This window comes from Chiayiivirga flava (genome assembly GCF_014202825.1).
Lineage (GTDB): Bacteria > Pseudomonadota > Gammaproteobacteria > Xanthomonadales > Xanthomonadaceae > Chiayiivirga > Chiayiivirga flava.
The window spans coordinates 235,565-259,524 of sequence record NZ_JACHHP010000001.1 but is presented as its reverse complement, the minus strand read 5'-3'; the positions used below and the strand labels follow the sequence as shown (position 1 = coordinate 259,524).

General features: G+C 67.3%; 18 protein-coding genes. 6 read left to right on the top strand and 12 right to left on the bottom strand.

The window, feature by feature from the left end:
- Positions 1-4: 4 nt before the first annotated feature.
- Positions 5-2,320 (bottom strand): penicillin-binding protein 1C, encoded by a 2,316-nt coding sequence (gene pbpC, locus HNQ52_RS01110; RefSeq protein WP_183958948.1) that lies wholly within the window; start codon positions 2,318-2,320, stop codon positions 5-7.
- Between the two features lie 211 nt (positions 2,321-2,531).
- The gene (locus tag HNQ52_RS01105; RefSeq protein ID WP_183958946.1) at positions 2,532-7,424 is read right to left on the bottom strand and encodes an alpha-2-macroglobulin family protein; all 4,893 of its coding nucleotides are present in this window, start codon (positions 7,422-7,424) and stop codon (positions 2,532-2,534) included.
- A gap of 136 nt (positions 7,425-7,560) precedes the next feature.
- On the opposite strand from HNQ52_RS01105, the gene HNQ52_RS01100 reads away from it, so the two are divergent.
- The 4 genes from HNQ52_RS01100 to HNQ52_RS01085 all read left to right on the top strand — a co-directional run bounded on the left by HNQ52_RS01100 (position 7,561) and on the right by HNQ52_RS01085 (position 13,582).
- Positions 7,561-8,982: a cryptochrome/photolyase family protein gene (locus HNQ52_RS01100; RefSeq protein WP_183958944.1), complete on the top strand. Its 1,422-nt coding sequence runs from the start codon at positions 7,561-7,563 to the stop codon at positions 8,980-8,982.
- 112 nt (positions 8,983-9,094) lie between these two features.
- Entirely contained in the window at positions 9,095-10,540 is a 1,446-nt protein-coding gene (locus HNQ52_RS01095) for a WS/DGAT/MGAT family O-acyltransferase (protein WP_246387455.1), read from the top strand.
- Between the two features lie 1,256 nt (positions 10,541-11,796).
- A complete protein-coding gene (locus tag HNQ52_RS01090; RefSeq protein ID WP_221281870.1) occupies positions 11,797-12,402 on the top strand; it encodes a hypothetical protein in 606 nt (201 codons plus the stop codon).
- A gap of 535 nt (positions 12,403-12,937) precedes the next feature.
- Positions 12,938-13,582 carry a hypothetical protein gene (locus tag HNQ52_RS01085; RefSeq protein WP_183958939.1) on the top strand — a complete coding sequence of 215 codons (645 nt, stop codon included), beginning with the start codon at positions 12,938-12,940 and terminating at the stop codon, positions 13,580-13,582.
- 957 nt (positions 13,583-14,539) lie between these two features.
- Here the strand turns inward: HNQ52_RS01085 and HNQ52_RS01080 are convergent.
- From HNQ52_RS01080 to HNQ52_RS01035, 10 genes are all read right to left on the bottom strand, one after another.
- Positions 14,540-14,794, bottom strand: coding sequence for a Txe/YoeB family addiction module toxin (locus tag HNQ52_RS01080; RefSeq protein WP_183958937.1), 255 nt, complete (start codon positions 14,792-14,794; stop codon positions 14,540-14,542).
- A complete protein-coding gene (locus HNQ52_RS01075; RefSeq protein WP_183958935.1) occupies positions 14,791-15,042 on the bottom strand; it encodes a type II toxin-antitoxin system prevent-host-death family antitoxin in 252 nt (83 codons plus the stop codon). Before HNQ52_RS01075 ends, HNQ52_RS01080 begins: the two co-directional genes overlap by 4 nt.
- 221 nt (positions 15,043-15,263) lie before the next feature.
- The gene (gene pcp / locus HNQ52_RS01070) at positions 15,264-15,923 is read right to left on the bottom strand and encodes a pyroglutamyl-peptidase I (protein ID WP_183958933.1); all 660 of its coding nucleotides are present in this window, start codon (positions 15,921-15,923) and stop codon (positions 15,264-15,266) included.
- Positions 15,924-15,934: 11 nt separating this feature from the next.
- Positions 15,935-16,888, bottom strand: a complete 954-nt coding sequence (locus tag HNQ52_RS01065) for a DUF979 domain-containing protein (RefSeq protein WP_183958931.1) — start codon at positions 16,886-16,888, stop codon at positions 15,935-15,937.
- On the bottom strand, positions 16,885-17,646 hold the full coding sequence (locus HNQ52_RS01060; RefSeq protein ID WP_183958929.1) for a DUF969 domain-containing protein: 762 nt from the start codon (positions 17,644-17,646) through the stop codon (positions 16,885-16,887). The genes HNQ52_RS01065 and HNQ52_RS01060 overlap by 4 nt, the downstream gene beginning before the upstream one ends.
- Positions 17,643-18,416, bottom strand: a complete 774-nt coding sequence (locus HNQ52_RS01055) for a 5-oxoprolinase subunit PxpA (RefSeq protein WP_183958927.1) — start codon at positions 18,414-18,416, stop codon at positions 17,643-17,645. The genes HNQ52_RS01060 and HNQ52_RS01055 overlap by 4 nt, the downstream gene beginning before the upstream one ends.
- A 60-nt stretch (positions 18,417-18,476) precedes the next feature.
- Positions 18,477-19,439 carry a 5-oxoprolinase subunit C family protein gene (locus HNQ52_RS01050; protein ID WP_183958925.1) on the bottom strand — a complete coding sequence of 321 codons (963 nt, stop codon included), beginning with the start codon at positions 19,437-19,439 and terminating at the stop codon, positions 18,477-18,479.
- A complete protein-coding gene (gene pxpB / locus HNQ52_RS01045) occupies positions 19,436-20,122 on the bottom strand; it encodes a 5-oxoprolinase subunit PxpB (protein ID WP_183958923.1) in 687 nt (228 codons plus the stop codon). Before pxpB ends, HNQ52_RS01050 begins: the two co-directional genes overlap by 4 nt.
- Positions 20,119-20,538, bottom strand: a complete 420-nt coding sequence (locus tag HNQ52_RS01040) for an HIT domain-containing protein (RefSeq protein ID WP_183958921.1) — start codon at positions 20,536-20,538, stop codon at positions 20,119-20,121. The genes pxpB and HNQ52_RS01040 overlap by 4 nt, the downstream gene beginning before the upstream one ends.
- Entirely contained in the window at positions 20,535-21,191 is a 657-nt protein-coding gene (locus HNQ52_RS01035) for a dienelactone hydrolase family protein (RefSeq protein WP_183958919.1), read from the bottom strand. The genes HNQ52_RS01040 and HNQ52_RS01035 overlap by 4 nt, the downstream gene beginning before the upstream one ends.
- Positions 21,192-21,664: 473 nt before the next feature.
- On the opposite strand from HNQ52_RS01035, the gene rimO reads away from it, so the two are divergent.
- Entirely contained in the window at positions 21,665-23,068 is a 1,404-nt protein-coding gene (gene rimO / locus HNQ52_RS01030) for a 30S ribosomal protein S12 methylthiotransferase RimO (RefSeq protein ID WP_183958917.1), read from the top strand.
- On the top strand, positions 23,068-23,958 hold the full coding sequence (locus tag HNQ52_RS01025) for a DUF3025 domain-containing protein (protein WP_183958915.1): 891 nt from the start codon (positions 23,068-23,070) through the stop codon (positions 23,956-23,958). The genes rimO and HNQ52_RS01025 overlap by 1 nt, the downstream gene beginning before the upstream one ends.
- The last annotated feature ends 2 nt before the right edge of the window (positions 23,959-23,960 follow it).

Below are 23,960 nucleotides of genomic sequence, written 5' to 3'. Positions count from 1 at the left end.
GAACTCAGGGCATCACGCGCAGGTCGAGCTGCGCGTAGCGGCCGCGCGTATCGAGCGCGAGAACGCGCTGCGGACCGGGCTGGTCGAACTGCGCCAGGAACGGGGCGTCGCCGACGCTTTCGCCGATCAGGCGACCGTTCACCAGCCAGCGCACCGCATCGCGCGTGCCGAGTGCGCGCAGCGACACCTGCGGCGGCGTGTTGCTGTTGGACGGTGCACGCAGCACGCTGCCGTCGGTGGCGCCGGCGATGCCGAGCTCGCTGCGCGGTGCGGTCGGCGCGCTGCAATCCTGCGCGAGGTCCGGCAGCGTGGCGCGTTTGCGTTCGCTGCCGTCGAGCCACGGATAGGCGAGCGTCGGCCACGGCGCGATGCTGGCGAGCGCGGTGTCGTGCGGACGCGTGCAGGTGCCGGCAACGCGTTGGCCGGAGCGGGTGTCGCGCAGGTACGCGACCGGGCTTGGGACATCGCCGGTGGAGGCGATCGGAAGCGTCGGCGGCACGGTGCCGTCGAGCGTCCAGGCCGACTGCGTGCGGTGGCAGTGCTCGGGTGGCGTGGCGTCGCGGGCGCGGCCGAGCGGCCAGCAGATGTCGGTTTCGGCGACCGTGGCCGGGCGCGGCGACGCGGTGGCACGCAGCTCGCGCGGCAGGCTGTCGGCGATCGCAAACAGCAGCGGCAGCGCGGTGATGGCGCCGTACTGGCCGGGCAGCGGCGTGCCGTCCGGCCGGCCGATCCAGACGCCGACGATGGCGCCGCCCGAGGCGCCGATGGCCCAGGCGTCGCGGAAGCCGTAGCTGGTGCCGGTTTTCCACGCAAGGTCGGCGCGGCGCGAGGTGTCGAAGCGGCCCGCCGCCTCGCCCGGACGCGGCGCGGACTGCAGCATCTCGCGCACGATCCACGCCGCGCCTGGCGACAGCAGCCGGCGTTCGCGCAGCGGTGCGTCGACGCGCAATCGCGGCGCGGCCGCGAGGCCGTCGCGTTGCAAGGCCGCGTAGGCGCCGACGATATCTTCGAGCCGCGCCTCGGTGCCGCCGAGGATCATCGACAGGTTCGGTTCCGCGCCGCGCGGCAGGCGCAACGGCAGGCCCGCGTGCGCCAAACGCGCGGCGAACGTCTGCGGCCCGAGCGCGTCGAGCAGCGCCACCGCCGGCACGTTGAGCGATTGCTGCAGCGCCTCGGCCGCGCCGACCGGGCCGCGAAAGCGGCTGTCGAAGTTGCCGGGGCGGTAGCCGTCGAAGTCCTGCGGCGCGTCGATCAGCAGACTTTCGGAATGGATCAGGCCGGCGTCGAGCGCGAGACCGTAGAGAAAGGGCTTGAGCGTGGACCCGGGCGAGCGGCGCGCGGCCACCATGTCGATGTGGCCGAAACTGTCCGCCTCGCCGAATTTCGCGGCGCCGACGTAGGCGCGCACCTGCATCGTGCGCGTGTCGGCCACGAGCACCGCGGCCGAGGTGCGCGGCGGCAGGCGGCCGACCCAGTCCGAGACGCGGACTTCGAGGCGACGCTGCAGGTCGGCATCGAGCGTACTTTCGATGCGGCGTTCAATCGGGAATTCGCTGCGCAGGCGCTGGGCCAGCAGCGCCGCGCGCAGCGGCGGCTGCAGCTGGCGCGCGGCCACCTGCTCGACCAGCGCATCGTCGACGACCATCTGCGGCCAGGTCCGTTGCGCACCGAGGCGGCGCAGCACCTTGTCGCGCGCGGCCTGCGCAGCGGTGGCGTGGCGGTCTGGCCGCAGCCGGCTCGGCGCCTGCGGCAGCACCGCGAGCAGTGCGGCCTCCGCATGCGAGAGCTGCGCGGCGGGTTTGCCGAGGTAGCCGTAGCTCGCGGCCTGCACGCCCTGCAGGGTGCCGCCGAACGGCGCGTAGTTGAGGTACAGCGTGAGGATCTCGCGCTTGGACAGATGCCATTCGAGCTGTGTCGCCCGAACGATCTGGCGCAACTTGCCGATCCCCGAATGCGGAATCGGTTCGATCAGGCGCGCCACCTGCATCGTCAGCGTCGAACCCCCGGACACCAGCTCGCCGTGCCACAGCGCCTGCAGCGCGGCACGCGCGAAGGCGAACGGGTTCACGCCGCCGTGCCGCCAGAACCAGCGGTCCTCGTAGCCTGTGACCGCTTCGATGTAGAGCGGCGAAACATCGTCGATGGAGACGGGGTAGCGCCACACGCCGTCCGCGTCGGCGAAGGCGCGCAGCGGGGTGCCGTCGCGTGCCACGACCACGGTGGCGGCATCGCGCGCGGTGTCGGGCAGTGGTAGCGGGAAAAGGCGATCGAGTGCGAACGGGACCGCGAGCGCTGCGAGCACGACGAGGAAAGCCAGCACGTGCCTGTGCTTGAGCCCTTCCCCCTTGACGGGGGAAGGGTTGGGATGGGGGTGGCTCTTGATCGTGTTCCTGCTCAACGGATCGGGGGGGCGTGTCGGAGCGTCGTGTCGAATCTGGGGTTCAGGGATCAGGAGCAAAAAAGAAGATCAGGAGCCACCCCCATCCCAACCCTTCCCCCGTCAAGGGGGAAGGGCTTTGAGCAACAGACAGCTACGGCGAGACGACCGTGATCGTCTTCTGCGTGACTTCGCCGACGCCGCCGATCTGCGGCCGGTACATGTCTTCCACCGTCGGCGGCGGCACCACGAACGTGCCGGGCGACACCGCGCGCACGAGGTAGAACAAATGCGCCGGGCTGCCGGCCCACAGCTTCACCGCGGCCACGTAACGATCGTCGCGGAATTCCTCGTGCTGCACGTCGGCGGCGTATTCGCGCTGGTTGAGCGTGATGCCGTCGAGCACCAGGTCGCCGAGCGCGCCGCGGTCGCCGAGCGCGAGGTTTTCGATCTCGATGCCCGCCGGCAGCAGGTCGACGACCAGCGCGTCCGGCACCTGTTCCTTCGCCTCGACGGTGAGCTTGGCGATGAGCGTGTCGCCTTCGGTGAGTTCGCTGCCGGTGAAGAGCGTGCCGTCGGTGGTGTACCAGCTGCGGCGCACGCGGATGGGATCGTCCTTCGGCGCCGGTGCCGTGGTCGGCGTGCCGACGACATCCTCGGACACCCAGAACGGGCCATCGCCCTGCAGCACCACGCTCACACCGGCGCGCAGGTCCGCGAGTACGGCCTCGCGCGACACCAGCGGACGTCCGTCCAGCGCCTCGACCGTTTCGCCGACGCGCAACTCGCCCTGCAGGCCGCGCGCGTTCTCGCCGAGCACGGCGCGGCCGAGGCGGAAGATGGCAAGCTGTTCCTGCGTGCTGAACCAGTAACGCTGCCGCTCCGGTGTGCGCACGTTGCGCGCGAGTGCGATGACGCGCGCATCGAGGGCCGGCGTGCGCTGCTTGTTCTCGTGCAGCAGCGCGATCAGCAGCGCTTCGTCGCGCACGTCCGATCCGTAGTCGCCGAGGTACTGCGGGCGGTCGCTGTTCTTCTGCAGCGCTTCCTCGACCGCCGCCTGGCCGCGCTGCGCATCGCCCTGCAGCTGCAGGGCAAGCCCCAGCTGCACCAGCGGCAGCGCGGTCAGCGAATTGCCGCGCTGGTTGTCGTACAGCGAACGCAGCGTGCCGAGCGGGGCGCGGTTGGCGCGCGCCAGCACGTAGCCTGCGTAGGCGTTGGCGGCAAAGCGCAGGTGGTCCGAGTGCTCGTAGTTGTAGTAGCCGTCGCCGCCGGTCAGCAGGTCTTCGTTGAGGCGTTCGAGCGCCTTGTCGAGCACCGCCTGCGGGTAGTCGAGGCCGTTGTCCTTCGCGGTCAGCAGCAGGTCGGCCACGTAGGCGGTCATCTGCGGCTGCGCGTAGCCGTCGCCGGGCCAGAACGAGAACTGCCCGTTTTCCAGCTGCATCGCGGAAATGCGTGCGAAGCCGGCGTCGAGCATGGCCTTGCGCTTGGCCGGCTCCAGCGCCGGGATGCCGAGTTTGCGTGCGGTGGCGTCGTCCAGCCACACCAGCGGCCACAGCCGGCTCGATGTCTGCTCGATGCAGCCGTACGGATACCCGATGAGGCCGTCGACCACGGCCGCGAACGGCAGCGGCGGCACCGCCGAGACGCTGATCAGTGCCTTGGCCGACTCCGGGTACAGGCCATCGAACAGGTTGCTGCCGAAGTTGAGCGTCTGCGCAGTGTCGATCACGCGCGCGTTGCTGCGCCGGACGGTGGACCACGCCGGCCGCACCACGATCTCGAAATCGCGCTTGAGCGTGGCGCCGGCTGATTCGGCGCTGACGCTGAACTTGCCGACGCCGTAGCCGGCCAGCGCTTTGAGCGCAAACCCGATCGTACGGCGCTGGTTGTCTTCGAGCTCCACCGTCTGCACCGCGCCGGGAATCGACAGCGGGCCGCTCGACGTCGCCGAGACACGGTACGTCGCCTTTGCACCGCTGAGATTGTGCAGGTCCACCGTCAGGCTGGAGCTGTCGCCCGGCGCCATTGCGCGCGGCGTGCTGACCTCCAGCACCAGCGGCGCACGCACGATGCTCTCCACGCTGCTCCTGCCGTAGTTCTGCGCCGAGTAGGCGAGGGCGGCCACGCGCAGCGTGCCGTTGAAGTCCGGCGCGGTGAAGGTCACCGTGGCCTTGCCCTGCGCGTCGAACGCCACCGGCGCGTGGTGCAGCGCGACGGTCTGCACCTTCGCGGTCGGTCGGCGCGCCTGCGGCAGCGCGGACAGCGCGGCGTCGCCGCCGAAGCGCAGCTTGGCGCGCACGCCTTCCAGCGTTTCGATCACGCGGCCGTAGATGTCCCAGGCCTCGACGCCGAGCCCGCGCTGCGCGAGGAAATAGTCCGACGCATCCGGCACCGCGTAGTTCGTGAGATTGATGATGCCGAGGTCCACCGCTTCGACCACCACGAACGCCTGCTGCCCGGCGAACCCCGGCGCGTCGACGGTGACGGCGATCTGCTCGCCCGGACGCGTGCGTTCGGGCGCGGTCAGCGTCAGCGCCACGTCGCGGTTACCGCGCGCGATCGGCAGGTGCGCGATGCCGATGGCGCGCTTGGGTCCCATGCCTTCGCCCGTGCCGGCGGGGCGGAAGACGAGGGCGGTGATGTAGACATCGTGCCGCGCCATGTCCGCGCTGATCGGAATGCTCACCGTGGCACCGGCGCGCGCTTCGATCTCGGTGCGGAACAGCAGCGTGTCCGATTCCACCAGCAGCACGCCCTGGCCGTCGTACGGCGGCGTGATCGTGACCACGGCGGTGTCGCCGGCAGCGTAGCCGTCCTTGTCGAGGGAGAGTTTCACCTTGTCCGGGCGTGCGTCGACGCCGCGGTTGTCGTCGTTCCAGCTGTAGCCGGCGGTGAACGGGTAGCGCATCGTCAGGCCGGTGTCCGGATCGGTGATCTCCAGACGGTATTCGCCCCATTCCACCCGCGCCGAATACCGTCCCGGCGTACCTGCGGCGAGCGCGAGCGTGGTTTCGTCGACGGTCTCGTAGCGGCGCGTGTAGTCGGTGCTCCAGCCGCTGCCGTCGGTCCAGGTCCAGTGGTAGTTGCGCAGCTCGCGGATCAGTTTCACCTGCAGCGCGGCGGCCGCGAGCGAGGTGCCGGCGGCGTCGCTGCGCACGATTTCGAACGCGGCGTCGGAATTGGAATTGGCGCCGTCGTCGTGGTCGAACAGCGGACGCACGCCGACCAGTGCGTCGGCCGGCCAGATGGTGCGCGTGAGCGAGCGGCGCACGGCGCGGCCGCCGGATTCGAACACGCTGCCGGCCACGAGCACGTCCACCGGCGCGGTGACGGGTGCGGCGTCGGGCAGCAAGGCGATGTCTTCGTTCAGCGTGCCGTCGTCGCCGAGTTTGGTGTCGATGGCCTCCTGCGGCTCCTTCGGCAGGTCCTGCGTCGGGTCGCCGAAGAAGTAGTCCTTGAACGCCGGCACCGGGTGCAGCGCCGGGCGGTAGATGAGTTCGGCAGTGAAGCGGTTGCCGGCGGCGGGCGCGCCGTAGAGATAGTCGCCGTCGACGGCCAGCGGCAGCGGCTCGCCGGGCGCGAGGCGTTCGGCACTGCTGTCGAGCGCGAGTTTCAACCGTTCGGGCAGGAATTCCTCGATGCGGAACGCGAAGCGTCCGTCGGGTTCGGGCGTGGACGGATCGAGGCGGAATTCGACGGTCCAGCGGCCGGTGGCGCCGTCCTCGGGCAGCAGGCGTGCATAGTTGTAGTACCCGAGTGCTTCCGGATCGAGCTGCAGCGTGGACACGGCGCGGCCGTCGGGCTGGCGCAGCGTCGCGAACAGCGGCTGCGGGTTTGGCAGCGGACGGCCGTCGAAGTCGCGCAGCAGCGCGGACACCTGCAGCGGTTCGCCCGGGCGGAACAGGTCGCGACCGGACCATGCGTACACGTCCTGCGCCGTCTGCTTGCGGCCGGCGATGGAGAATTCGGACAGATCCAGCGCCGGCTGGTTGAACGGGATCAGCGCGAGTTCGTCACCGTCGCGCGCGATCAGCACGTGCTCGGAGTTCGGCGTGTAGGCAAGGCGCGCGTCGCCGTCGGAATCGGTGCTGCCCGAGGCCAGCGTGTTGCCTTTCCTGTCGATCACCTGCACCGCGACGCTGCCTCGCGCGCTGCCGCTCGCCAGCGACGCGGTGTGCACCCACAGCGTGCCGTTCTGCACGCGCGCGTGCAGGCCCAGGTCGCTGACGTAGAAGTAACTGGTTTCGTAGCTGCCGTCGAAGGTGCCCGGACGCTTCATCAGCGCGAAGTACAGGCCCGGCTCACGCAGTTCGGACAGGGTCTGCACCGGCAGGAAGCTCACCGTGCGCTGGTTCGGCGCGCCCTCCAGCGCAAAGCGCGTGGCGTAGACCGAATCGGCGATCGCGCTCAGTTCCGACAACTGCCAGTAGCTGCGCGGCGACTGGCCGAGGAAGGTTGCGAAGAACTGCGAATAGTTCTTTTCGCGCACGCGCAGGAATTCGACGTCGACGTCGGTCACGTTCACCGCGATGACGGGCAGCCCCTCGCTGCCGCGCGCCGGCAGCACGCTGCCCTGGCTCGCGAAGCCGACCGTCGGCGCGAGATTGCCCGAGTACACCTCGCGCGCCGGCTGCGGTGCCACCGTGCGGCCGTCGACGGCGCTGATCGCACCCTTCAGCGTGACGCTGTAGGTCTTGTCGCCCTGCACATACGGAAACAGCAGGGTCTGGCGGTCATCGTCGAGCACCCAGCCGCCGGACTGCTCGGCACCGTTGGCATCGGCCACCACGATGAGCTGGTCGAACGGCTGCTCGCCGACGAGCGGCTGCGAAAACCGCAAGCGCAGCGCGGGGCGGCCATTCCACGTTTCGCTGCCGGCGTCGATCAGCACGAAATCGGCCGTCGGCGCGGCGGGTGCATCGGCCTGCGTGGCGGGGTCGGGTGTCGGCGGCGGCGGGGCGTCGTTGCCGCAGCCGGCCAGAACGAGCGAAAAGGCAAGCAGCACGAACACGGTCTTGGCCGTCGACACGAGACGCGAAGAGCGCATGGCAGGAGTTCTCCGGAAGGTGCGGCAATATACCGCAGCGCGATGACGCGGCCCGGCGTGCGTGTGGCGAATTGCCGACGCGCGGTGCGTTATGCGTGGCAGACGCGGTGCCGTCGCGCCTGATAGATTCGTCGCGATGACCACCGCCCTGCTCTGGTTCCGGCGCGACCTGCGCCTGGACGACAATCCCGCACTGCAGGCCGCGCTCGACGCCGGCCATCGCATCGTGCCCGTCTACGTGCACGCGCCGGACGAGGAGGCGCCGTGGATGCCCGGCGCCGCGAGCCGGGCCTGGCTCGCGGCCTCGCTGCGGGCGTTGTCGGCGGCGCTGCGCGAACGCGGGTCGATGCTGGTGCTGCGACGCGGACCCACGGAGCGCGCGCTCGAGACATTGATCGAGGAAACCGGCGCCAGCGCGGTGTACTGGAACCGGCTGTACGAGCCGGCCGTCATCGCGCGCGATGCCGCGCTCAAGACGCATTTCAAGCAGCGCGGCATCGACGCACACAGCCACAACGCCGCGCTGCTGTTCGAACCGTGGGAGATCGAAACGGGGCAGGGCACGCCGTACCGGGTCTTCACGCCGTTCTGGCGCAACGCGCGGGCACGGCTGCGCGACGGCGCACCGCCCGCCGCCCCCGCGCGCCTGCCGGCCGTGCCGCACCTCGCGTCGGAGACGGTCGATGCGCTGTTGCCCGCGCCGCGGCCGCGCTGGGATCGGCCGATGCTCGCGGACTGGCGCCCGGGCGCGGCCGGTGCCGCGGAAATGCTGGAGGTGTTTCTCGACGACGCCGTCGCGCACTACAAAACCCAGCGCGACCTGCCGGACCGCGTCGGCACCTCGCGCCTGTCGCCGCACCTGCACTTCGGCGAGATCTCGCCGCGCCGGCTCGTCGCCGCCATCCAGGGGCGCACGTGGCCGGCCGCCGTCGAACCGCATGTCGAAACCTGGCTCAAGGAACTCGGCTGGCGCGAGTTCTCGCACCACCTGCTGTATCACTTCCCCGCCAGCACCGACGCCAACCTCAACCCGCGCTTCGACGACTTTCCGTGGGCGCCGCGCGACAACGACGCGCTCGAAGCCTGGTGCCGCGGCCGCACCGGCGTGCCCATCGTCGATGCCGGCATGCGCGAGCTGTGGGCCACCGGCTTCATGCACAACCGCGTGCGCATGCTCACCGCGAGTTTCCTCACCAAGAACCTGCGCCAGCACTGGATCCACGGTGCACGCTGGTTCTGGGACACGCTGGTCGACGCGGATCTGGCCAACAACACCCAAGGCTGGCAATGGACCGCCGGCACCGGCGCCGACGCTGCGCCGTACTTCCGCATCTTCAATCCCGTGACGCAGGCACGCCGCTTCGATCCCGATGTCCGCTACGTGCGCCGCTGGCTGCCCGAGCTCGACGCATTGCCGGACGCCGCCGTGTTCGCGCCGTGGGAGCACGCCGACGCCGCGCGCCTGGCACCGGACTATCCGGCGCAGCCGATCGTCGACCTGGCCCAGAGCCGCGACGCGGCCCTCGCCGCACACGACAGGATCAAGACCGCGCGTTGACGTTCTCGCCCGCGCCCGGGCACCATCGGGCATGCGCGTCACCGCGGGGAGGCGGTTCACTGCGATGTCATCCAACCCCAGGCCGGAAAAGCCGCGCCGCCGGCGCGAGCCGATGTCCAAGGTCGACACCGCGTGGCTGCGGATGGAAAAACCCACCAGCCCGATGATGATCACCGGCGTGCTCATGTTTTCCGAGCGACTGCATCTGAAGGCCCTGCGCAAGCTCATCGGCGAGCGCTTCCTCGCCTTCCGGCGCTTTCGCCAGAAGGCCGTGGATACCGGCTCCGCCGCGTATTGGGAAACCGACGCCGATTTCGACCTGGACTGGCACGTCTGCCACACCGCGCTGCCCGGCGACGCCAGCCAGACCGAGCTCGAACGCCTCGTCAGCCAGCTCGCATCGAGCCCGCTCGATCATTCCAAGCCGCTGTGGCAGTTCCACCTCGTGGAAAACTACAACGGCGGCAGCGCGCTCGTGTCGCGCATCCACCACTGCTATGCCGACGGCATCGCGCTGATCCAGGTGCTGCTGTCGCTCACCGACGTGAGCCCGGTGCAGAAAAAAGGTGCGGCGCTGAAGGAAGCCTGGCTCAAGCACGATGGCGAAAAGGTCTCGCGCAAGTTCTTCGACCCCGCGCGCGCCCAGCTCGACCGCGCGGTGAAACTCGGCGGCAAGGTGTTCGGCAAGGGCATGGAGATGTACCGCGACCCGACCCTCGCCGGCATGCTGGCGAAGGAGGGCGGCGAAATCGCGCGCGAACTGGCGCAGGCGCTGATCCTCTCCGACGACCCGCCCACGCCGCTCAAGGCCCCGCTCGGCGTCAGCAAACGCTGCGCGTGGGCCCCGCCGATGGCGCTGGACGAGGTGAAGGCCGTCGGCAAGGCGCTCGGCTGCACCGTCAACGACGTGCTGCTGGCCTCGGCCACCGGCGCGCTGCGCTCGTACCTGCTCGACATGGGCGAGGACATCGACGGCCTCACCATCCGCGCCACCGTGCCGGTGAACCTGCGCCCGCTGGAACACGCGAAGAAACTCGGCAACCACTTTGGCCTCGTCTTCCTCGACCTGCCGATCGGCGAACCCAACCCGCTGATGCGGCTGGAACTCGTTGCCGAAAACATGCGCCAGATCAAATCCTCGCGCCAGGCCATCATGACCTTCGGCGTGCTCGCCGCACTCGGCATGACCCCGGTGCCGGTGCAACGCTTCGCGCTCGATCTCTTCAGCCGCAAGGCCACGGCCGTCGCGACAAACGTCCCCGGCCCGCAGATGCCGCTGTATCTGGCCGGCGCCCGCATCAGCGACCTGATGTTCTGGGTGCCGCAGACCGGCTGCATCGGCATGGGCATCAGCATATTGAGCTACAACAACCAGATCCATTTCGGCCTGATCACCGACGCAAAATCCGTCCCCCGCCCGCAAGCCGTCATCCGCCGCTTCCGCACCGAATTCGAGAAACTCCTCTACATCACCCTGATGGAAGACTGGGAGACGCCGATTGTCCCGCACGATGCCGAGGACACGCTGCGGCGGCTGGTGGGCGAGGCGGTCGACTAGCTGGATCGGGTAGTGCGACCGCGGTGCCGCAGAGGCGTGTCACCCGGGCATTTTCTCGCCAGGCATTTGGATCTGCCTTGGCCGCACATGTGTTTCGCGCCCGCTGTCCCAACCTCAGTGCTTGCTCCGCATCCCTTGCGCCGCCGTCTCGCGAGTGCAACGATGCAATCCATGTCTCCCAGAGTCGAAAAATGCTCCGACGTTACACCCCACGCGCGGGGGTGCAATCACGACAAAGACGCTGATTCACAGGCAAATTTACTGCCAGAAGCCGTGTTACACCGCGACGTTATGCACCACATTAGTGGTGTCGAATAGGTGTTAGCCGGTCGGGTCAAGGGTTTCCGCGGTCTTCAAAGAGCTCGTCCTTTCACTTTCTCGCTCGGGTCTAGCAGATGCACGTTCTGCTCTTGCTTGCGGTCGGTCTTGGTATCGCGGTGGTTCTTTGGCGCACAGCAGCGCATGGCGCCGGTTCAGCCGTGTCGCTCGAAGAAGAGCTTGTCGTCCTGTGCCTGGGGAGCAAAGAGCAGGCTGAGGCGCTCATTCGGCATGAGCTTCAACGCATTCCTGGCTTGAGCCGTCGTAGTGCCATTGAGAGAGCGGTTCGTTCAATCAAGCGTGACCGGCGCTAGGCAGGTGTCTATTCGTGGCCGCCGGCTAATTATGCGTTCAAGCGGACCGCGGGGAGAGGTTTCGATGTTTCCTGTTACGTTGTCGGCCCGCGGCCGCTTAACGCGGCGTTGGACAGCAAATGCTGAGTTTCGAATTCGAACCTCCAAACGAGTCACGCCCATGCGAGTGTTGCGGTGGAAAGACAACTTCGCTTACCCGGTTCGTTTACAAAGACGGGGATGCGCATGCAATCTACTATGCCCAATTCTCTGACAATCATCCCAAGCGCTCGGTCCTCGCTACCGTGTGCCTCGGTCCGTGGGATGAGGAATCAACACCAGAGCAACGTGTTGCTTTTGCACTAGAGCTTCGTGCCTCCGAATCTCGATGCGAGGTCATAGCCATTGACGCGGAATGCTCGCCATGGCGAGACGCAAAGACTATTGGTCGCACACTCGATAGGTCAGAGGCGCTTATTCATCCCTTGCTCGCAGAAGTCTTCCACATTACAGATCACATTGTTCTTGAGGATCCTCCACTAAATGCCTACCTCAACGCTCAGTAGGTTGCTGTCCAACTTTTCGTTCAAGCCGACCGCTGACGTGGCGGCTTAACTCAGGTGGTTGATCGCACGAGCCACTACGATGAAGACTAGCCCTGACATTTCTGCTCGATCAAGTGATCGGGAGCTTGCCGGAAGGCATGAGTCTTCAGCTTGGGTTAGCGGAAGAAATTGCGTTTATACCGACACAGGTCACAAGACCTATCGTGTGTCCATCAAGACTGAGCACGGGTGGAAAACTTACGGCCGATTTAATGATTTGGAAACGGCCACTTATGTTGCCAATATCGCCATACTCGTTGAGAACCTTGAAGTTCGGTACGAGTTAAATAAGGAGATCGGGACAAAGGATCGCCAAGAACTAGCGATCTGGCGCGCCACCTCAAATAACTCAGATCTCGAGAAAATAGCTGCGAGCAGATTTGAAAGAGTAAGGATCGCACTGGAATCAGTGCGGGAGAAAGAGAGGTCCGAGGCGGAGGCGCTGCTTGATAAAATCAAAAGAGCGAGAGATCGAGTTTTCGAGGAGGCATGGCTTCCGCCCGAAAGGTTAAAAGCAATACGCTCGATGAGCAATGATGATCTTGTTGATTTTATTAAGGTCAAAAAGCGTGGCCCTGAATATGATGTAGCGATGGCCGAAGCAGTGAGACGATTTAAGAGGCTTGATCTGCCGCGCCAAGCCTAACTTTTCATTCAAGCAGTCGCCTACGGCGCACCTTAATTGAAGTGTTAAATGTCAGTGCGATCTTTAGGTTAAACTGTGTTCCAAACTCAGAATTTGCGCTCATCGGGGAGTGACATGGGCAATATCACAAAAGAAGATCTTCACGCAGTCGTATTTGTGGCTGCACATAACTCCGGCGGACTTAACGAAGAAACTCAACATGGGATTGACGGGTTTGATCCCAAGACGTATCGGCGCTTTCTGAGGGTCGCGCTGGAGAGGCGAGAGCATGCTGACCGTACTGGAGACGTCGGTGGTGGAACTAGGTCTGCGTCGTACTTGAATGAGGCGATAGATAATCTGGATTTCATACTTTCTCAGTAGTCTAACCCCCTTCCGTGCGCTCGTTTGGCTCAATGATATCCTCGATGCTCGGCATACATCGTCATTTTCATTTCTCAAGGCGCTTGGGACGCCGTTCGTATGCTGCCATCTAACTATTCGTTCAAGCCGACGACGCTTCGCGGCGCGCCTTAATTCCGGTGTTAGCTTTCACATGAAACATTTTCAGGACTTCGTGATTTACGTCTTGGTCTCTGGGGCTTTAAGCACAGTGCTCGCAAGTATCGTGCTTTGGCTAGGCCGAGCTTGGATTTCTGAGCGCCTGAAGCATGCGATTAAAGCTGAGTACGATGAAAAACTGGAAAGCCACAAGGCCCAGCTCAAAGCACAAAGTGATGTTGAGCTGGAAAAGCTGAGATCGGAACTGAGCGTGCGCGCGACCGAACACCAGGTAACGTTTAGCCGCCTACACGAAAAGCGAGCTGAGGTCATTGCGCAAACCTACTCCAACCTGCGTGCAGCTCACGACGCCATCAAAGACTATACAAAGGTCTTTGAACCAGCTGGCGGACTCTCAAGAGAGGGTCGTCGGAAAATCGCGGCGGATGCTCAGAATGCGTACTACGCGTACTACTCCAAGCACCAGATTTTTCTCCCCAAGACAGCCGCTCAACTTCTCGACGATCTCAATAGGAGTACAATTCAAATATTCAATCATTTCTTGTTCCTCGTTGACCGGAAACCTGATGGAGGAATCGACGAGTGGATCAAGATTTCTGAGCGAGTGGATGGGCCCTACCAGGCAGCACTCGGAGAGCTCGAATCCGCGTTCCGCAAGATTCTCGGCAGTGAAATCTAACAATTCATTCAAGCCGAACCCGCTTCGCGGGTCGGCTTAATTCAGGTGTTGGGCGGTAAATGAACGTCTTAGATGGTTTGAAGGCTCGGGTTGCGCTCGTTTTGGTTCTAGTTGTGCTTGCCTCATGCGCGTTCACCGACAATCCTCAAGTTTCGATACGGCCTGAGCATCTTGGCTGCCGCGTCGATACCGACTGCACTCGCATTCCTCTTGCATGTTCGAGCTGCGGAGGCCCAGTCGCTGCTATACACGCCAAGGCTTTGACTCGTGATCTCGACAAGCTGTGCTCGGGTTATAGGGGTCCTGTGGTTGATTGCCCGCCGCCCGGCGAAGTTGTCTGCAATGCCGGTCGGTGCGCGGTCGCTCCTTACCCCTCGGAGACCTACGAGTGATCATTTCGCCGAGTTCGCGTGGCCTAATTAAATCATTCAAGCCGACGCCTTCGGCGCGGCTTAATTCAAGGAGTTAGGTTCGCTCTTGAATTCCACCGCTGAGCGGCTCTTGGAGCCGGCGTTCAACTTGCTCGCACTCCGAAGATCGGATGGCTGCGGGTTCGTACAAGGTCTCATGCTCGCGGCCCTTGCACGAGTTCGGGCGAACCTGCCGCCTGCGGCTCGCGACGCGCTGACAATCGCCGAATCGATCGCATCTGGGCGCAGCGACCCGAGCTTAGAGGAGCGTGCGCGAGTCACGCTGTGGCGTTCCATCGAGGGCCGGGACCTCTCGACAAGTCCGGAGGTCCTTCGCACGCGCGCGACCCTCTGTGCGCTCTACACCCAGGTGGAGGGCGACGACCCGTGCGATACATTGGAGTTCTTCGGGGCTTCGTTCATTTCTGGCGGCCTCGAGCCGAGTGCCCTCGCAGCGGCGGTTGCAGAAGTCCTCAATGGGCCGCGAACCTAATTATGTGCGCACAGCAGGCACGAATCTGCGGTCATCGGTCCATACGATCCGTGGTCAATAGTGGTATCGCAGCTGCGCGATAAACAACGAGCCATCGGCTATTTTGTAGACGATGCGATGCTCGTCATTGATGCGCCGCGACCAGTAACCTGACAACGCATGCTTCAGCGGCTCCGGCTTGCCGGTTCCTGTGTGCGGTGTCCTGGTGATTTCCTTGACCAGGTCGTTGATGCGCTGCACCAGCTTCTTGTCGACTTTCTGCCAGTACACGTAGTCTTCCCAGGCTTGCTCCGAGAAGACTAGCTTCACTTGGCCAGGCTCCGCTCCTTGCCCTTCCCCGATTGAAGCGCTGCAATGCTTTCCAGAAGACGCTGCGCGTTCCTGGGGCTACGCAGAAGGTAGGAGGTTTCCTCGAGCGCCTTGTAGTCGTCGAGCGCCATCATCACGACGGCCTGCTGGCCATTGCGGGTGATGATGACGGGCTCATGATCATTGCAGACACGGTCCATGGTGTCGGCCAGCTTGGCTCGTGCGGTGCTGTAGGTAATTGCGTCCACAGGGTTCTCCCATTGTACGTATATTTGTACAAGTGACGTTTCGTTGTGTCAATGGCCGGCAACGGGCGACACATTCAGGTCGAAGGCATGGATCGCCGGCTCTCTCGGCGAGTGTTTGGTTCAAGGGATACCACCTCGACGTTGCCCGCTTGGCCGTTGCCGATCGCGGTGTGCTTCTGTCTGGTCACACCGAATCGACGCGCGGGTCTTCGGAGCCGATGTCAGCACACCGTCCCGCCCACCGCTGAAATGTCTTCGCGGTGCTGCAGCGCCGCTTCGATGCCGATGCCGATGCCCTTGCTCATCGTCTCCAGCGCCAGGCACGGCGCGTCCGGGACGCGGGCGGCCTGTTCGGGGAGCCAGGGGATGTGGATGAAGCCGCCGCGCACGCTGGGCCAGCGGGTCTGCAGGGTGTGGCGAAGGGCGAAAAATGCGGCGTTGCAGACGTAGGTGCCGGCGGTCAGCGAGAGTTCGGCCGGGACGCCGGCGGCGGTCATCGCCTGCAGCATGGCTTTCACCGGCAGGGTGGTGAAGTAGGCGTCGGGTGCGCCGGTGATCACGGGCACGTCGATCGGCTGCGCGCCGGCGTTGTCGGCGATGCGTGCGTCGACGAGGTTCAGCGCCACGCGTTCGAGCGAGATGCGGGCGCGGCCGCCGGCCTGGCCGACGCACACCACCAGCGCCGGAGACACGCGTTCGATCGCGGCCACGAGCGCGGCGTGCGCGCCGTCGAACGTCACCGGCAGCGTGGCCGGTTCGATGCGATGGCCGGCGATGCGTTCGCCGGCGAGTTCCCGCACCACGTCCATCGCGGGATTGATGCTGTCGCCGCCGAACGGTTCGAATCCGGTCAGCAGCACGCACGGGGCGGAGCGGGGCATCGTCGTCGCCTTCAGCGGAACACGAGGAAGTACATCAGCAGCACGTTGGCGCCGAGCAGCGGCAGTGCGGTGCCGACCTGGGCGCGGATCACGGCGTAGGGGTCCTTCAGCTCCAGCAGCGCCGCCGGCACCAGGTTGAAGTTGGCGGCCATCGGGGTCATCAGCGTGCCGCAGTAGCCGCAGAGCATGCCGATGGCGGCGAGCGGTGCGGGGTCGGCGCCGTGCAGCTGCACCAGCAGCGGCAGACCGATGCCGGCCGTCATCACCGGGAACGCGGCGAAGCCGTTGCCCATGATCATGGTGAAGCCGGCCATGCCGAGGGCGTACGCCAGCACCACGACGAAGCGGTTGTCGACCGGGATGCCGGCGGTCACGAGCGCGGCCACGGCCTCGCCGACGCCGCTGGCGGCGAACACGCTGCCGAGCGTGGCCAGCAGCAGCGGCAGGATCGCGGCCCAGCCGATGGCATCGAGCAGGCGGCGCGATTGTTCCACCGCTTCGCCCGGTGTCTGGCGCGTGAGTGCGCAGGCCGCGAGCACCGCGATCACGCACGCTATCGCGAGCGCGACGAGCGTGAGGTGTTGCGGATCGAACGGCGTGGCGTACGCGCCCCACAGATAGCTCTGGCCGAGCACGATGGCGATGGTGATGGCGGGAATCAGCAGCGCCGGCAGGAACAGTCGGTTGCCGAGGCGGCGCGCCTCGGCGGTTTTCTGCGCGGGCGTCGCTTCGCGGTAGCGCCCGAGCCGCACGCCGCCGAGGCCCGCCAGCAGCGCGAGCGCAATGACGATGGCACCCACCAGCGCGCTCGGCAGGTGCTCGCCCACCAGCAGCACCAGGCTCACCAGCGCCCAGAAGCCGCCGGTGCTCCAGCGCCGCGGGTTGCCGCGATCGCGCAGGCCGAGCAGCGCGAGCCACGCGAGATAGCCGCCGAGCAGCCAGTACACGTATTGCAGCGAGATCATGCGCGCGGCTCCGGCGGTGTGCGGGCGAGCGCATGCAGTTCGCGTTGCAGCTGACGGTCGAAGCGCAGCAGGCGCGCGGCGTGGATCGCGAACGCGCACAGCGCGGTCGGAATGGCCCACAGCGCGATCTGCAGCGGTTCGAGCACGATGCCGTGGTCGGCGTAGAAGGCCTGCATCAGCAGCACGGCGCCGAACGCGATGAAGATGTCCTCGCCGAAGAACAGGCCGACGTTGTCGGTGGCCGCCGACATCGCGCGGATGCGCTGGCTCATGGCATCGGGCAACGCTTCGGGCGTTGCATCGGTTGTCGAATCGGGCGCGTCGGCCGTGTCGCGGCGATCGCGCGCCAACGCGGCCTGCGCCGCGCCTTCGGCCATCGGCGCGAGCAGCGGGCGCACCGTTTGCGGGTGGCCGCCGAGCGCGGTGAGGCCGAGCGTTGCGGCGAGCTGCCGCAACGCGAGATAGGCCACCAGCAGGCGGCCCGTGGTGGCCGCGCGCAGGCCCGCGACCCAGCGCTGCGCGTGTTCCTTCAGGCCGTGCCGCTCCAGCAGGCCGATGACGGGCAGCGTCAGCAGGAACAGCGCGAGGTAGCGGTTCTTCACGAACGCCTCGCCGAGCAGTTCCAGCACCGCGAGCGGCGACTTGCCGGCCACGAGGCCCGTCACGACGCCGGCAGCGACCACCACCATCGCCGGATTGAGCCGCAGCGCGAAGCCCAGCACCACCAGCGCCACGCCGATCAGCGGCCACGCGTTCAAGCGTGCGCCCCCGGCGGCGCGATGCGGAAACCCGCGCCTTCGATGGCGCCGCGCAGCGCGGCGGCGAATTGCGGTGCATCGGGGCGATCGCCGTGCAGGCAGATGGTGTCCGCACGCAGCGGCACCTGTTCGCCGCTGCGCGCGGTGACGCAACGTGCGCGCAGCATCGACGCCACCTGTTGCGCGGCGAGGTCCACGTCGTGGATCACCGCGTCCGGCTCGCTGCGCGCGACGAGGTTGCCGTCGCGTTCGTAGCGACGCTCGGCGAAGGCTTCCTGCGCCACGCGCAGGCCGAGGCGCTCGCCCGCGGCGCACAGCGCGCTGCCGGCAAGGCCGTACAGCAGCAGGCGCGGGTCGACATCGCGCACGGCGCGGGCGATGGCGTCGGCGAGCGCCGCATCGCGCGCGGCCATGGTGTAGAGCGCGCCGTGCGGCTTGACGTGGTGCAGGCGCGCACCGGCCGCGTGCACGAAGGCGCTCAGTGCGCCGACCTGGTACAGCGTCAGCGCGTACGCCTCGTCCGGCGTGGTGGGGAGCGCGCGGCGGCCGAAATGCTCGCGATCGGCCAGCGACGGATGCGCGCCGATGGCGACGCCGTGCGCGATGCACAGCGCCACCGTGCGGCGCATCGTCTGCGCGTCGCCCGCGTGCCAGCCGCAGGCGATGCTGGCCGAGCTGATGTGCGGCATCAGCGCGGCGTCGTCGCCGACGCCTTCGCCGAGGTCGCAGTTGAAATCGATGGAGGCAGCGGATGGGACGGAGGTCGACACGAGGACGGTGGCGGGCAGGGTGACAGCGCGATGGTAGTGGACGTGGACCCGCGGTGAGCGTCAGCGTGGCGCATGCGCGTCGCGCTGCGCGATGGCGAGCGCGATGCGCGCCAGCCGCTGGCGCTGTTCGCGTTCGGCCGCGGCCGCGGCGGATGCATCGATGCGCACGAAATGCAGCAGCGTGCCGGGGCGCGCCTGCGCCAGCCGCGGCAGGTCGGCGCTGCAGACATGGCCGATGCGCGGATAGCCGCCGACGGTCTGCGCGTCGGCCAGCAGCACGATCGGGCGCCCGTCCGGCGGCAGCTGCACGGTGCCGGGGGCCACCGGTTCGGACACCGATTCGCGCGGTGTCGCGAGCGCCAGCGCCTCGCCGTCGAGCCGCAGGCCCTGGCGGTTGCTGGCGCTGGCCACGCGCCATGCGGTGTCGACCAGCGCGTCCGGTGCCGCGAGGGCGTCGCGCCCCGGCAGCACGCGCACCTGCATCGCATCGGCGAAGACGAGATCGGGCGTCCAGTCGATCCAGCCGCGTTCGAGTTCGAAGCTCGCCACGTCGGGCGTGCCGTGCCAGTGCAGCGTGTCGCCGGGGCGCAGCGCGCGGCCTTCGAGGCCGCCGAAACCGGCGCGCAGGTCGGTGCCGGTGCTGCCGAGCACGATCGGTGCGTCGAAGCCGCCGGCCACGGCCAGGCACGCACGCATGCCGACGCGGCAGGCGCCGATGTCGAGCGTGGCGCCGGCCGGCACACGCGCGCTGCACCACGCCGGCAGCGCCACGCCATCGACCTGCGCATCGAACGGCGCGCCGCACAGCGCGATGCGCGCGGCGCGCTCGAAGCGCAGGCACGGTCCGCGCAGCGTCACTTCCAGCACGGTGGCGTCCGGCGCGTTGCCGACCAGCAGGTTGGCGATCGCGTGCGAATACGCGTCGAGTGCGCCGCCGCGGCCGACGCCGAGGTGGCGCAGGCCGGTGCGACCGGCATCCTGCAGCGTGCTGCACGTGCCGCCGCGTTGCACCTGCGCGCTCATGGCGTGCGCCGTCGCGCGACGAACCGCACACGGTCGCCCGGTTGCAGCGCGGTCGGTGGTGCGTGCTGCGGATCGAACAGCACCGCATCGGTGCGACCGATCAGACGCCAGCCGCCGGGACCTGCCTGCGGATACAGCCCGGTCTGCGCGCCGCCGATCGCGACGCTGCCGGCCGGCACCGATTCGCGCGGCGTGGTCAGGCGCGGCGTCGCGAGCGCCGGGTCCAGACCCAGCAGATACGGGAATCCCGGTGCGAATCCGAGCATCGCCACGCGGTACTCGCCCGCGGCATGGCGGCGCACGACCTCGTCCGGCGACAGGCCGGCGTGCGCCGCGACATCGTCGAGATCCGGCCCGTCGTCGCCGCCGTAGTCGACGTGCAGTTCGACCGTGCGCGTGGCTGCGGTCGCATCGGTGTTCGGCGATGTTGCGAGGCGCGCCAGCAGCCAGTCGCGTGCCGCGTCGAGCGGATCGGCGGCGGCGTCGAACGCGGCCACGTCGACGAAGACGCCGAGCGTGGCGTATGCCGGCACCAGGTCGACGAGCCATGCCGGCCGTGCCGCGAGGATGTGCCGCGCCAGTGCATGCACGTGCGCGTTGACCTGCGCATCGATACCGTCGCCCAGGCGCAGCAGCAGGGCTGCGTCGCCGAGGCGCTCGATCGTCGGTGTGGGGAGGTTCATGCGTCGGCGAACGCGGCGCGCAGCAGCGCGATGCGCTCGGCCTGCGCGCCCGGCGCGTAGGCGCGGGCCGGGACGCGGCCCCACACCGGCGCGGGCCACGCGGCGTCGTGCGTGTGGCGTGCGATCACGTGCACATGCAGCTGCGGCACCATGTTGCCGAGCGCGGCCACGTTGATCTTGTGCGGCGCGAACACGCGCTGCAGCACGCGCGAGGCCTGTGCGATCTCGCGCATGAGCTGTTGCTGCTGCGCCTCGTCCAGATCCACCAGCTCGCGTGCATCGGGCACACGCGGCACCAGCACCAGCCACGGATACCCCGCGTCGTTGGACAGCAGCACCGCGCACAGCGGCAGCGTCAGCACCGGCGTCGTGTCCTGTGCCAGCTGCGGGTGCAGGGTCGCGTCGTCGTGCGTCATCGCAGCGCCGCGTCGAGGAAGGTCAGCGTGCATTGCCACGCGAGCGCGGATGCCGCCGCATCGAAATCGGCGCGGCGATCGCAGTTGAAGCCGTGTCCGGCGTCGTAGACATGCACCTGGGCGGTGGGCAGGGCATCGCGGTGTTTCCGGATGTCGTCCGGCGGGATTGAGGTGTCGTTCCCGCCGAAATGCAGCAGCAGCGGCCGCCGCGGAATTTCGTGCAGGTAAGCCACGGTGCGCGCGCCGTAGTAGCTCGCCGACGCAAGGCCGAGCCGCGTGTTGGCGAGAAAGGCCACCGAGCCGCCCCAGCAGAAGCCCACCGCGGCCACGTCGTTGCCGCCGCCGAGCGCATCGAAGGCCGCGCGCACGCCTGCGACGGCGCGGTCCATGCCGAGCTTGGCGACCAGTTCGCGCCCGCGTGCCACGCCATCCGCGGTGTAGTCGAGTTCGACATCGGGCTCCACCGGATCGAACAGGGCCGGCGCGATGGCGCGGTAGCCCGCGTCCGCGAAGCGCTGCGTCACGTCGCGGATGTGACCGTTCACGCCGAAGATTTCCTGCACCACGACGACGGCGCCGCGCGCCTGACCTGCGGGATCGGCGCGCCACGCCGACAGCGGACCGGCGCTGGAGTGAAGCGTGATGGCGGGCATCGGCGGTCTCCGGTGAAGCGATGCCGGAACGATACCTGCTGCGGGCGTGAAGCGTCACGGTTCGACGCTCCGCCATCGTGCGGAGTGTTTCGGGCGCATGCGCACGACTCCACAATGCTTTGCGATGCGGCTCACCGCAATCCGGAGCGGCCCGACGTGCGGACCCTCTCATCCCGTCGTCCCGGCGAAAGCCGGGACCCAGTGACGTGGCTCGTTTCGACGCCGGATTCGGGAGCGTTGGTAAACCGGGAAACGCCACTGGGTCCCGGCTTTCGCCGGGACGACGGGGGGCGACGTGCAGAGATGACGGGGGAGCAATGGATACGACCGTGGAGGTTGCAGTAACGTGTTCGCGCCCGCGCAAGCTGTGGGCCACATCCATTTCCACGCCCTGCGCGCCCAGCTCCGGTCTTCCGGGCACGTCCCCGCCGTACGCGTATAATGGCCGGTTCCGCGCCAGCCAAGCCGCCTGCATGTCCGCCAGCTCCCGTTCCGCCGACGCTTCACCCGCCACGCCCGCGCCGGGCGTTGGCCGCAAGGTCGGTTTCGTCAGCCTCGGCTGTCCCAAGGCGCTGGTCGATTCGGAGCGCATCCTGACCCAGCTGCGCGTCGAGGGCTACGACATCGTGCCGAGCTACGACGCCGCCGACGTGGTGGTCGTCAACACCTGCGGCTTCATCGATTCGGCCGTCACCGAATCGCTCGATGCCATCGGCGAGGCGCTTGCGGAAAACGGCAAGGTCATCGTCACCGGCTGTCTCGGCAAGCGGCCGGAGCAGATCCGCGCCGCGCATCCCAACGTGCTTTCGATCAGCGGCCCGCAGGACTACGCCAGCGTGATGAGCGCGGTGCACCTCGCGCTGCCGCCAAAACACGATCCTTTCGTCGATCTGATCCCGCGCCGCACCGGCGCCGACGATATCGGCATCAAGCTCACGCCGAAGCACTACGCGTACCTGAAGATTTCCGAAGGCTGCAACCATCGTTGCAGCTTCTGCATCATCCCGTCGATGCGCGGCGACCTGGTCTCGCGTCCGGTCGACGAGGTGCTGCGCGAGGCGGAAAAACTCGTGCGCAACGGCGTGAAGGAACTGCTCGTCGTCTCGCAGGACACCAGTGCCTACGGTGTCGACGTGAAATACGCGCCGCGCGAGTGGAACGGCAGGCAGTACGAAACCCGCATGAAGGCGCTGTGCGAAGGCCTCGGCGAGCTCGGCGTGTGGTCGCGCCTGCACTACGTCTATCCGTATCCGCACGTCGACAACGTGATTCCGCTGATGGCCGAAGGCCGCGTGCTGCCGTACCTCGACATCCCGTTCCAGCACGCCAGCCCGCGCATCCTGAAACTGATGAAACGCCCCGGTGCGGTCGACAAGACGCTCGAACGCATCCTGCGCTGGCGTGAAATGTGTCCGGACATCACCATCCGCAGCACCTTCATCGTCGGCTTTCCCGGCGAGACGGACGCCGAATTCGAGGCACTGCTCGATTTCCTCGACCAGGCCGAACTCGACCGCGTCGGTGCGTTCGCGTATTCGCCGGTGGACGGTGCGCAGGCCAACGCCTTGCCCGATCCGGTGCCCGAGGACGTGAAGCAGGAGCGTCTCGCACGCTTCATGGCGCTGCAGGCGCAGATCAGCGCCGAGAAGCTCGAACGCAAGGTCGGCACGGTGCAGCAGGTGCTGATCGACGTGGTCGACGGCGAACTCGCCATCGGCCGCTCGCGCGCGGACGCGCCCGAGATCGACGGCTGCGTGCAGATCCAGGACGGTGCCGAGGCGGGCCTGAAGCCCGGCCAGTTCGTCGACGTGCACATCCTCGGCAGCGACGAACACGATCTCTACGGCCGCGTGAACCTCGTCGACGACGAGGACTGATGGCGAAGCGGCGCTACGTCGCGCCGGCGCGCGGTGCGGTGGCGCCCGGTGTGTTCGATCATCCCGTGTTTGCCGGCTTCGCGGCGCACCGCGCGTGGCTCGATGGCGTCGCGTGGCCGTCGCTCGATGCGCTCAATTGCGCGCTTGCCGCCGACGGTGCGGCCGAACGGGTCGTCGCGCAGGACGCGGCGCTGCTGTCCGATGGCGAACACTACGAGCTTCGCATTGCGCGGCGTGGGCACATCGCGACGCGGCCAGACAACTGGCACGATCTGCTCAACGCACTGGTGTGGATCGAACACCCGTCGCTGAAGCGCGCACTGAACCGGCGCCAGGTCGCGGAGATCGCGCAGGTCGGACCCGCGCAGCGCAGCCGGGCACAGTGCGCGCTGACGCATTTCGACGAAGGCGGCGCGATCGTGGTGCTGCGCGATGCGGCGCTGCTGCCGCTGTGGGACGCGCACGACTGGCACGGACTGTTCTGGCGCGAACGGGCCGCGTGGTTTGACGGACGCATCGACGTGATCGTGTTCGGTCACGCGCTGCTGGAGCATGCGCTGACGCCCGGGCAACTGATCACGGCCAAGTGCATCGCGGTGCTGGACATCGCCGGTGCATCGGGGCGCGACGAGCTTCGCGTCGACACCCGCCCGCGTGCGATGCAACGTGCCAGCCTCGCGGTGGCGGAGGCCACAGCACGCGGCGTGGTGTTCGTCGATCCGCAGGAACTGCGCCCGCTGCCGCTCTCGGGCATCCCGGGCTGGCATGCGGGCACGGACGACGAGGCGTTTTATCGCAATGCCGAGTGTTTCCGGCCGCTGCGGCCCGGGCGTGTGTATCCCGCGCCGCGGGTGTTGCAGGCGTCGGACGAAGACGCGTCCGACGCCTGACC